Source organism: Sphingomonas sp. Ell38C01 (genome assembly GCF_055231975.1).
The window spans coordinates 3,157,384-3,167,975 of sequence record NZ_JBUYVA010000001.1 but is presented as its reverse complement, the minus strand read 5'-3'; the positions used below and the strand labels follow the sequence as shown (position 1 = coordinate 3,167,975).

The following is a 10,592-nucleotide window of genomic DNA, read 5'->3' as shown; positions in this document are numbered from 1 at the left end:
TCGGCACAATCACGCGGGCGGCTGTCCCGCTATGGGTTCCTAATCGGGAAGCCAATCCGTTTACGCGCAGGCGACATGCGTTGTGGGAACAACCCGTGCCGAAGCTGTAGCGCGAGCGACGCAGCGACCGCTGGCGTCGAATAACTCACCTTCGAGAAATGCGACTGTCTTGCCCATTTGAACGAGCCGGCCGATGCCGGTGAATGTACCGGGTCGGGCGGGACAGAGATAACTCACGTGCAGGTCGATCGTCGCGCAATAGTGCGTCCCGCCTGACTTAACGAGAACAGTCGGTCCGAGCGTGTCGTCGAGCATCGCGGCGAGGAAGCCGCCCTGAATGTTACCACCCGGATTGCAGAAGGCCGGCGTTCCTTCCAGCGTCACGCGCACCGTCCCCGTGTCGGGGTCGGCTTCGACGAGCTGCCAACCGAGCGTATCGGCGCAGGGCGGGCGGGCGAAAGCGTCGAACACAGTCATCGTCATCTCCTCGCGCGGTAGGCGTTATAGCGTCGCACGCGCGGCGTTGATCGATAAGACGATCAGGCAGGCGCTCGAAATCGTGAACAGCAACATGCGAACCGGCAGCCTGTTGATCGTGGCCTGCCAGACGCTGTGCATGACGCGCAATGCCACGTAGCTCCAAGCAAGCGTCGCGTTGATGCCGGCTCCGGCGCCTGCGAGCGCCAGAATTACGACCGCTGCATAGAAGACGGTCGGCTGCTCCATCAGGTGCGTGTAATTGTGCGACTTCCAGTTCGCCCGATCCGGCAGGACACGCTCCAAATCAGGTCCGCGCGTCCCCGCCGTGGAGAGACCTTGAAGCTGGTCCTTCGATAAGCGCGAGATGGCCGCGAAGCGCGTCATCGTCACCCACACCAGTACGATCATCGACCAGAGGACGAGCATGGCCGCAGGTGCCAGTATCGGACTGTGCATCACTTTCTCCGTCATATATTGATCGGGTGGTCAGCCGATACGGCTACCACCCGGATCAGGCATTTAAGCCGCCGCGGGCGCGAAGACGCGCAGCCGGTGACCGTCGGGATCGAGCGCAACGAAGGTTGTGCCGAAGCTCATCAGCGTCGGAGCCTGTGCGATGGTCAGGCCGCGCCGTTGCCAGTCGGCGTGCATCGTCTCGACCGTGGCTGCGTCAGCGACAGCAAAGGCGATTTCGCTCGCGCCGGTCTGGCCCGAACTTTCCGGTTCCACCGTCTCGCGTGACCACAAGCCCAGCATGACGCCCTCGCGTAGCGGCAGTATGGCGATATCGGGCTTCTGGTCGACGATCGGGATGCCCAATAGCTCGTGGTACAGCGCAGCGCTGGCCGCATGGTCCTGGACGTGCAGAAGCAGGAAATTGAAGTCCGGCATGAAACCCCTTTCAAATTGGCGGCACGCGGGATCGGTGCCGACGAAAGGAAGCTACGGCTCCATCCTGTCAGTTTCTGTCAGCAGTCATTGTTCGGGGACGCCTTGGACTGTGTGCCACTCCTTGAGCAATTTGGCGCGCCGGCCCGGATATCGCTCTGCGTTGCATTCAAGCGATGCGATGCGATCGATCCTGAAATGGCGGTAGCCGGCGCGTAACTCGCACCAGGCGACGAGAACACGCACGCGATCATAGAAGGCCAGCGCGATCGGCCAGATCGTCCGTTCGGTGGCGTTCCCTCGTTCATCGGCATAGGCCACCTGTATCTTGTGTTCGGACCGGATCGCCTGACGGATCGCAGCAAGCTCGCCGTCCCGCGCTGCGATCGGCTCACCGGGGCCGATCAGCAGGCCAGAGGCCTCTATGCCCGCTTTGAGGTCGTCGGGGAGTACGGCTCCGATCTTCGCGAGCACGTTGCGCGCGGCTTTGCCCAGAAGGCCGTCCGCCCGTTCCGAAACCCATCGCGAGCCGAGCACCAGCGCTTCGATCTCCTCTTCGGAGAACATCAGCGGGGGCAGCATAAAGCCGGGTCGGAGCACATAGCCTAAGCCTGCCTCGCCCTCGATATGCGCGCCTTGGGCCTTCAACGTCTCTATATCGCGATAGACTGTGCGCAACGACACGCCGAGTTCTTCTGCCAACACGGCACCCGCAACCGCTCGGCGGTGCTGACGTAGCACTTGGATCAGGTCGAGCAGACGTTGCGCGCGGGACATGGCAGTCACTTTCTGGGCGGCATACTGCCACAATTTGGCAGTGGAGCAATATTCCCGATATTCGATCCTTTTTGGGAAAGATCGCACCTGCCCGATGTCTGCTATCGCCACCCGCCTTTCCGAATGCGGGGCGGTCCGCTGTCCACCGCACTTGGACCTTACCTGGAATCGCCTCTCGGCGCGACGCGCCGAATGCGCTGCCGCGCATGCCCTGGATTGGGGCTGGGCCCCGGCCTGCGCCGGGGTACGGGACCCTCCAGATCACGCGAACGTCACCCAGGGGTCCTCGCGGAACCACTTGGTCACGACGTACTTCACGCCCTCGACCACCGCCATGCCTTCGTGGAGCGTGGCGATGTTGGGGCTGCCGTCGGGGTTCATGTTGTTCCAGGCGAGGAGCAGGCCGGGCTTGGGCGCGACCTTGATGCCGGCTTGCGGGAACCAGGTGGCGCCGCCTTCGGGGACGGCGTTGAGATAGATCATCGCGGTCCAGGTGCGCTGGCCGCCACCGGCCTTCATCTTGGGCCAGTAGCTTTCGCGCTCGTGGAAATAATCGTTGTGCGCGCGGAAGTGCTGGCCGGGAGCGTAGCGCTGGCCCTGCATCGTCTCGCCATGGTTGGGGTCGATGCCGAAGAGCGCAGCGATCGCCTCGTCGATCGGGCGGATCGTGTCGGACCAGCGATCCATGTCGCAACTCTCGCTGGTGCGGAACGCCGCGCCGCCATGGTCGCTCAGCAGCCCCGAGGGGCGACGATCGGCGTCGACCATCGCGATCAGCGTCGCGCAGGTCGCGGCGTCGAGGAAGTCCGCGACCTTGTAGACCTGCGCCGCGTCGGTCGGCACGCGGCGCGCGCGCGGATCGGCATCGAGCCGGGCGACGACGTCGCGGCCGATCGCCTCGCGGTGCTTCGAGGGGCCACCGGGCTTTTCGAGGAGGGGGTTGCGGCTTGCCATGATGCGTCGCGGTCTATCGTCGGCGCGATGCGGACCGCAAGGGGCCCGGTGATGGACCGGGCCCCCGCCGCACGACGCCTACCAGAAGATGTCGTAGACGCTGTCGACGACACGCCCGTTGCGGATGTCGACGAGCAGCGCGTCGTTGTAATAGCGCACCCAGCGATACGGGCCGTAGGCGGCGGGCAGGCGATAGTCGTAGGGGTCGTCGATCCAGTAATTCTCGCCCCACAGCGACTGGTTGAGCGACACGCCCACCGAGAAACGGCGGTAGCCCGCGCCCCAGCCGCTGGGCGCGTAATAGCGCGGCATCCGGTACGCACCGCGGTTCGCGCTGCGATACTGGCCATAGTCGTAGCGGTCGTCGTTGCGCCAGCCGCGGTTCCAAGCCGCGCGATCGGCGAAGCCCATGTCGGCGCGCGCATGGTCGCGCCAGTTCGCGTCGCTGCGGTTCCATTGCTGGCGGACCTGATCGCGGCGGGGGTCGCGACCGTTGGCCCGGTCGTTCCCCCAGTCGTTCCACTGCCCGCGGTCGGCACGCTGGCCGTCGCGGTTCCAGTCGCGGCGCGGGTCATCGCCGCGGGGGGCGTTGCCGCGGTCCGCGCGCTGGCCGCGATCCTGCCAGCCGCCGGGGGCGGGGCGAGGCTGGGGGGCTGGTTGCGCCTGTTGCCGATCGCGGTCGCCGGCCCAGCCGCCGGACTGTCCGCGATCGCCCCGGTCGCCGCGCTGGCCGTTCCAGCCGCCGCGGCTCGCATCGACCTGCGCTTGTGCGCGGACCTGCGGCTGCGGTTCGGGACGGGGGGAATGCTCGACCTCCTCGCGTTGCGGCTGGATGCTGGCTTCGCGTTGCTGGAAGCGTTCGCCGGGTTGCTGCTGGCCGCGCCAGCCGCCGCGCTGCCGGTCAGGCCCCTCCTGAGCAAGTGCCATCGCCGGCACCAGCGATGCCGCCGCCATCACTGCCGCGATCCACGTCTTCGTCATCTCGCCCATCCTCGCGCTCGCCGGCGCAGCTGCCGGCCCCATCGTGCAACGACGTCTGCCCGAGTGGCGCTGATCGCTCGCTGAACCCGTCCGTCAGCGTTGCGAAAGGAAGCGCTATCGCGTCGGCGGCGCGAGCGCGGGGGAGACGCGCGCGGCGCCCGCGGCATCGATCCCGGGGCGGGGGCCGGCTGGCAGCGTCTCGTCGCCGCGCGATATCCGCGCGGCCTGCTGGATCGCCTCGACCAGCCGGGGATAGATGCCGCAGCGGCACAGGTTGGTGATGCCCGCGCGGATCGCGTCCTCGTCGGGGTTGCGGTTCCTGCGGATCAGCGCGGCGGCGGCCATCACGATGCCGGGGATGCAATAGCCGCATTGCGGGACGTTGGCGGCGATGAAGGCGAGCTGGACGGGGTGGGTGCGCTCGCGCGACAGGCCCTCGATCGTCGTCACGAAGCTGCCCTCCACCGCGGCGATCGTTACCTGGCACGACCGGACTGCGGCGCCGTCGATGTCGACGGTGCACGCGCCGCATGCGCCGGTGCCGCAGCCATATTTGGTGCCGGTAAGGTTCGACGCGTCGCGCAGCGCCCATAGCAGCGGCGTTTCGGGGTCCATGCGATACTGGACGGGCTGGTTGTTGACGGTGAAGCGGGTCACGCGGGGCGGTGTAGCGCGGAGTGCGGCAGGGCGAAACGACCTGTTTCCATCGGCGCGATTGTCGCGGGCGCGGCGCGCGCCATATCGTGGGGCATGACGCTTCCCACCCTCTTCGTGCCGCATGGCGGCGGACCCTGCTTCTTCATGGACCCCGATGGCGGCCGGCCCGATGCGATGTGGCACGCGATGCAGGCGTATCTGGCCGGGCTGATCGCGTCGCTGCCCGAGCGGCCGCGTGCGATCCTGCTGGTGTCGGGGCATTGGGAAGAGGCGGCGGTGACGGTGCATGTCGGCGCGCAGCCGGGGCTGCTCTACGACTATCACGGCTTTCCCGAGCACACCTATCGATTGCGCTGGGATGCGCCCGGTGCGCCGGATGTCGCGCGGCGGGCGGCGGGTTTGCTGCGCGAGGCGGGGCATGTGGTGCGCGAGGAAGCGGCGCGGGGTTGGGACCACGGCGTGTTCGTGCCGATGAAGGTCGCGGTGCCGGGGGCGGACATCCCGCTGGTGCAGATGTCGCTGCGCGCCGACCTCGACCCGGCGGCGCATGTCGCGATTGGGGCAGCGCTGGCGCCGTTGCGCGACGAGGGCGTGCTGATCGTCGGTTCGGGGATGAGCTTCCACAACATGCGCGCGCGGGGCGGCGAGGCGCTGGCGCGCGCCGCGGCGTTCGACGACGCGCTGACCGCGGCGGTGACCGACTCCGACGCAGCGGCGCGGGCAAGGCGGGTCGCAGCCTGGGAGGCGCTGCCGTTTGCGCGCTATGCGCATCCGCGCGAGGAGCATCTGCTGCCGCTGATGGTCGCGTTGGGCGCAGGCGGGGGTTCTGCGGCGGTGCGCGACTATCGCGACGAGGTGATCGGGTGGGTGGTGTCTGGGTATCGGTTCGGGTGAGGGGGTCAGTGGCCGAGCGCGGCGATCTCGTCGGCCGCGAAGCCCAGATCGCGTAGCACGTCCGCGTCGGCCCGTGACGCCGCCATCGCGGGGGGGACGGTGGGGCTGGCGGAATAGCGCGGGGCGGGGGCGGGCTGGGTGACGGCGCCGGCTTCGACGAAGGTGCCGCGGGCGCGGTTGTGGGGATGGGCGAGTGCTTCGTCGAAGTCGAGGACGGGGGCGAAGCAGACCTCGTGGCCCGCGAACGCGGCGACCCAGTGGTCGCGGGTCTGCGCCCTGAAGGCGGCGGCGACCTCGGTTTTCAGCGCGGCCCAGCTCGCAGGGTGCATCTGGACGTCCCACTTCGCGTCGTCGAACCCCATCACGCGGCGGAATTCGGCGTAGAATTGCGGCTCGATCGCGCCGAGCGAGATCCACTTGCCGTCGGCGGTCTCGTAGGTGTCGTAGAAATGCGCCGCGGTGTCTAGCAGGTTGCCGCCGCGCCCGCCGCCCCAGCGGCCCATGCCGCGAAACCCCCAGATCATGCTCATCAGCAACGCCGAGCCATCGGTCATCGCGGCGTCGACCACCTGGCCCTCGCCGGTGCGCTGCGCATGGAGGAGCGCGGCGAGCATGCCGAACGCGAGCATCATCGCGCCGCCGCCGAAATCGCCGACCATGTTGATCGGCGGGGTGGGCTTCTCGCCCCTGCGGCCATAAGCGTGGAGTGCGCCAGAGATCGCGATATAGTTGATGTCGTGCCCCGGCTCGTGCGCCATCGGCCCGGTCTGGCCCCAGCCGGTCATCCGACCGTAGACGAGCTTGGGATTGTCCGCGAGCAGGACGTCGGGACCGAGGCCGAGCCGCTCCATCACGCCGGGGCGGAAGCCTTCGATCAGCGCGTCGGCGTCGCGGACGATGCGGCGGACAGCGTCGATCGATCCGGGCTTCTTCAGGTCGAGCGCGATCGAACGGCGCGACCGGAGCAGCGGGTCCTGCGCGTCGATCGTCAGGCTTGCGCCCCTGGCGGGGCGGTCGATGCGGATCACCTCGGCACCGTGGTCCGCGAGCATCATGCCGGCGAAGGGGCCGGGGCCGATGCCCGCCATCTCGACGATGCGCAGGCCGTGCAGGGGTGGGGTGCTTGGCATGTCGGCTCTCCGCTGGGTCTTTTGCGGGGAGGGTAGCGGGGGCGGTGCCTGGGCACAACAAATGTTATGGTGCTGCGATCGCCGATGCCTGCGGCACAGTCGTCATCCCCGCGCAGGCGGGGATCCATCTCCCCACGCGCCCACGAACGACGCCGGTCGCGATCAGCTGAAACGACAGGAGATGGATCCGCGACTGCGCGGGGATGACGGGAGGATCGGGAGGGCGTCAGGTCAGAACGCGGCGATGCCCGTGATCGCGCGGCCCAGGATCAGCGCGTGGACGTCGTGCGCTCCTTCGTAGGTGTTGACCGTCTCGAGGTTCATCGCGTGGCGCATGACGTGGTATTCGCCCGCGATGCCGTTGCCGCCGTGCATGTCGCGCGCCATCCGCGCGATGTCGAGCGCCTTGCCGACATTGTTGCGCTTGACGATCGAGACCATCTCGGGCGCGAACCGGCCCTCGTCCATCAGGCGGCCCACGCGCAGGGAGGCCTGGAGGCCCAGCGCGATCTCGGTTTCCATGTCGGCGAGCTTCTTCTGGTAGAGCTGGCGGCCGGCGAGCGGGGTGCCGAACTGCATCCGGTCCAGCCCGTACTGGCGCGCGGCGTGGAAACAGAACTCCGCGGCGCCGAGCGAGCCCCAACTGATCCCGTAACGCGCGCGGTTGAGGCAGCCGAACGGGCCCTTGAGCCCCTGCACGTCGGGGAGCAGCGCGTCCTCGCCGACCTCGACATCGTCGAGCATAATCATCCCGGTGATCGACGCGCGGAGCGACAGCTTGCCCTCGATCTTGGGCGCGGACAGACCTTTCATGCCCTTTTCGAGGACGAAGCCGCGGATGCCGTCGCCATGCGCCTCGCTCTTCGCCCAGATGACGAAGACGTCTGCGATCGGGCTGTTCGAGATCCACGTCTTGGCGCCCGACAGCACGTAGCCGCCATCGGTCTTGCGCGCGCGCGTCGTCATCCCGCCGGGGTCGGAGCCGGCATCGGGCTCGGTCAGGCCGAAACAGCCGATCCATTCGCCGCTGGCGAGCTTCGGGAGATATTTCCGCTTCTGCGCCTCCGAGCCATAGGCGTGGATCGGATACATAACGAGGCTCGACTGGACGCTCATCATCGAGCGGTAGCCGCTGTCGATCCGCTCCACCTCGCGTGCGACGAGGCCGTAGGCGACGTAGGATGCGCCGACGCCGCCATATTCCTCGGGGATCGTCGGGCCGAGCAGGCCGAGCGCGCCCATCTCGCGGAAGATCGCGGGGTCGGTCACCTCGTTCTGGAACGCGTCGACGATGCGCGGCGCGAGCTTGTCTTCCGCATAGGCGCGCGCGGTATCGCGCACCATGCGTTCGTCCTCGGTCAACTGATCGTCGATCAGGAACGGGTCCGCCCAGTCGAACTTGCCCATGCCGGCCATCGGTGCATCTCCTCTTTTCGAGGGTGCGGTACGGGGTTGGGGGAGGGGCCGCAAGGGGTTGGGGAACGATCCTGCCCGGCACGGGGCGGTGTCGCAGAGCGACGGAGGGGGTGTGCCGGGGACGATACGGCAGCGACCGTGGATGCCCCCCTCCACCAGCCTTTGGCTGGTCCCCCTCCCCGTGCCGGGGAGGATCCCTTACAGCGCGAAGCTCAAGGTCGCGCGCAGGTCGCGGCCGGCGAGGGGGGCGAAGTCCTTCAGCACGCTGGCGGCGCGGCGGGCGTCGACGTCGAAGATGTTGTTCGCCGACAGCGTCAGCATCGTGCGCGGGCTGGCCGAGAAGGGCTTGAGCTGGACCGAGGCGTTGACGAGCGTGAACGCGTCGGTGGTCGTCTCGAACGCGGCGACGCGGCGCTGCGCGAAGCTGTGCTCCACCTCGACGCGCGCGTTGACGCTGTCGGCCTGTGCCTCCAGCCCGCCGAGCAGGCGAACCGGCGGGATCCGCGGCACCGCGCCCTGGTCGACGATGCTGGCATGGACCCAGTCGCCGAGCAGATCGGCATTGATCTTGTAACCGCCGAGCGTGGCCAGCGTGACCGAGCCCTGCGCCTCGACACCGTAATAGCGCGCATCGGCCTGCCGGTACTGGAAGCACGGCAGATCGACGTCGCGCCCCGAGGGCGAGGCGGCGGCGACGCAGACGCTCTGCGCGACCTGGCTGTCGTAGATGTAGTTGGAGAACCAGTTGTAGAACGCCGACGCGTCGAAGCTGTAGCCCTCGCCGTGTCCATGGAGCGTCGCCTCGACCCCCCACGACTTTTCGAGGCGGAAGTTCGGGTTGCCGAGCTCGTACGCCTCGGTGCCGGCATGCGGGCCGTTGGCGAACAGTTCCTCCGCGGCGGGCGCGCGCTCGGTGCGCGAGACGTTGACGCCGAACCGCCAGTCGGGCGCAAAACCGTAGGAGGCGCCGGCGGAGGCGGAGAAGGCCCCGAAGTTGCGCGACGCGTCGGCGAAGCGAAGGTCGCCGCCCACGACGCGACTGGCGACGTCGGTATTCTCGTAGCGGACGCCGGCCTCGGCCTTCAGCTTGCCGAGATCGAGCTGCTGGAGCGTGAAGACGCCGATCTGCGTCGTCGCGTTGCGGGGCAGGAACGCCTCGTCGCCCTCGACGTCGAACTCGCGGTTGAAGATCTGGACGCCCGACGCGCCGGCCCATGCGCCGCGCTTCGCCTGGACCAGCTCGGCGCGGCCCTCGATCCCCTTGTTGTAGAAGGCGGTGCCGATCGCGCCATCGGGCTCCAGCTCGAAATGGCGGTAGTTGGCATAGCCTGCGCGGACGCGGATCTTGTCGACGAACGCGCCGCCCGCGTCGATCTCGCCGCGCAGGTCGAAGCGGTTCTGGACGATGTCGAGGCGCGGCGATTCGGGCGCGTCGCCGCCCGGCGTCAGCGTGTAGCGCGAGGGGATGCCGTAGAAGCTGTCGTAATGGCTGTATGACAGGCCGAGACTGCCGCCATCGGTGATGATCGACGCGCCGACGCCCGCGGTCCAGGTCTGCGAGGCGGAGTTGGGCAGGCGATCCTTCAGGCTGGCGAGGTTCGCGAAGTCGAGCGGGTCGTTCGGGGCCGCGGCGGCGGCGGCGAGCGCGGTGGCGCGGGCCTGGCGCGAGAGGACGGTGCCGCCGATCCGCAGGTCGTCGGTCTTGAGGTACGAGCCGTCGGCGTGGAGCACGAGCATCTCGCCGACCGCGACGTCGCCCGCGAGCGCGCCCGACCGCTCGTTCGCCGCCGACGCGTAGGTGGCGTTGCCCGCGAGACGATAGCCGTTCTCCGGCACCGAACGCGGGATGCGGGTGTCGACGACGTTGACGACGCCGCCGACCGCGGACGACCCGAACAGCAGCGCGGTAGGCCCGCGCAGCACCTCGACGCGCTCGGCGAGCAGCGGGTTGATCGCGACGGCATGGTCGACCGAGGTGTTGGAGACGTCGATCGAGCCGATCCCGTCGGTCAGCACGCGGATCCGCTCGCCCTGGAAGCCGCGCAGCACGGGGCGCGACGCGTTGGGGCCGAACGCTGTGGACGACACGCCCGGCTGGCGGCTGAGCGTCTCGCCGATCGTCGCGCGGATATCGCGGGTCAGTTCGTCGCCGCGCAGGATCGAGGTGCCCGACAACACGTCGCGCTCGCTCTGCTGGATCGGCGCGGTGACGACGATCTCGCCGCCCGAGCGGGTGCCGGCGGGGGTGCCGCCCTGGTCGTCGGCGGGGGCGACGGTCTGGTCCGGGACGGTCTGGGCCAAGGTGGGGGTGGCGACGACCAGCGCGATGCCGGCGAGGAGGATGGCTTTGTTCATTGTGGGCGACTCCGAGGGGCTCGGGTCTCGCCTAGAGGTGATGTTACACTATCACAACAT

The 10,592-nt window shown here is 68.5% G+C and carries 11 protein-coding genes; 1 reads left to right on the top strand and 10 read right to left on the bottom strand.

What is annotated here, in order from left to right; translation table 11 throughout:
• Positions 1-60 precede the first annotated feature (60 nt).
• From ACV7NO_RS15055 to ACV7NO_RS15025, 7 genes are all read right to left on the bottom strand, one after another.
• Positions 61-477 (bottom strand): PaaI family thioesterase, encoded by a 417-nt coding sequence (locus tag ACV7NO_RS15055; protein ID WP_463406774.1) that lies wholly within the window; start codon positions 475-477, stop codon positions 61-63.
• Between the two features lie 24 nt (positions 478-501).
• Positions 502-936 carry an MAPEG family protein gene (locus ACV7NO_RS15050; RefSeq protein WP_463406773.1) on the bottom strand — a complete coding sequence of 145 codons (435 nt, stop codon included), beginning with the start codon at positions 934-936 and terminating at the stop codon, positions 502-504.
• Between the two features lie 63 nt (positions 937-999).
• Positions 1,000-1,371, bottom strand: a complete 372-nt coding sequence (locus ACV7NO_RS15045) for a VOC family protein (RefSeq protein ID WP_463406772.1) — start codon at positions 1,369-1,371, stop codon at positions 1,000-1,002.
• Positions 1,372-1,455: 84 nt separating this feature from the next.
• Complete coding sequence (locus ACV7NO_RS15040; RefSeq protein ID WP_463406771.1) at positions 1,456-2,256, bottom strand: helix-turn-helix transcriptional regulator; 801 nt, start codon at positions 2,254-2,256, stop codon at positions 1,456-1,458.
• Between the two features lie 150 nt (positions 2,257-2,406).
• The gene (locus ACV7NO_RS15035; RefSeq protein ID WP_463406770.1) at positions 2,407-3,099 is read right to left on the bottom strand and encodes a prolyl hydroxylase family protein; all 693 of its coding nucleotides are present in this window, start codon (positions 3,097-3,099) and stop codon (positions 2,407-2,409) included.
• 78 nt (positions 3,100-3,177) lie between these two features.
• Positions 3,178-4,080: an RcnB family protein gene (locus ACV7NO_RS15030; RefSeq protein ID WP_463406769.1), complete on the bottom strand. Its 903-nt coding sequence runs from the start codon at positions 4,078-4,080 to the stop codon at positions 3,178-3,180.
• 114 nt (positions 4,081-4,194) lie between these two features.
• Positions 4,195-4,737, bottom strand: a complete 543-nt coding sequence (locus ACV7NO_RS15025) for a (2Fe-2S)-binding protein (RefSeq protein ID WP_463406768.1) — start codon at positions 4,735-4,737, stop codon at positions 4,195-4,197.
• A gap of 93 nt (positions 4,738-4,830) precedes the next feature.
• Between ACV7NO_RS15025 and ACV7NO_RS15020 the strand changes: the two genes are divergently transcribed.
• Positions 4,831-5,631 (top strand): DODA-type extradiol aromatic ring-opening family dioxygenase, encoded by an 801-nt coding sequence (locus tag ACV7NO_RS15020; protein ID WP_463406767.1) that lies wholly within the window; start codon positions 4,831-4,833, stop codon positions 5,629-5,631.
• Positions 5,632-5,636: 5 nt separating this feature from the next.
• Here ACV7NO_RS15020 and ACV7NO_RS15015 read toward each other — a convergent pair whose 3' ends face one another.
• From ACV7NO_RS15015 to ACV7NO_RS15005, 3 genes are all read right to left on the bottom strand, one after another.
• Positions 5,637-6,761 carry a CaiB/BaiF CoA transferase family protein gene (locus ACV7NO_RS15015; protein ID WP_463406766.1) on the bottom strand — a complete coding sequence of 375 codons (1,125 nt, stop codon included), beginning with the start codon at positions 6,759-6,761 and terminating at the stop codon, positions 5,637-5,639.
• 231 nt (positions 6,762-6,992) lie between these two features.
• Positions 6,993-8,177 carry an acyl-CoA dehydrogenase gene (locus tag ACV7NO_RS15010; protein ID WP_463406765.1) on the bottom strand — a complete coding sequence of 395 codons (1,185 nt, stop codon included), beginning with the start codon at positions 8,175-8,177 and terminating at the stop codon, positions 6,993-6,995.
• Between the two features lie 198 nt (positions 8,178-8,375).
• The gene (locus ACV7NO_RS15005) at positions 8,376-10,532 is read right to left on the bottom strand and encodes a TonB-dependent receptor (protein ID WP_463406764.1); all 2,157 of its coding nucleotides are present in this window, start codon (positions 10,530-10,532) and stop codon (positions 8,376-8,378) included.
• Positions 10,533-10,592: the final 60 nt, after the last annotated feature.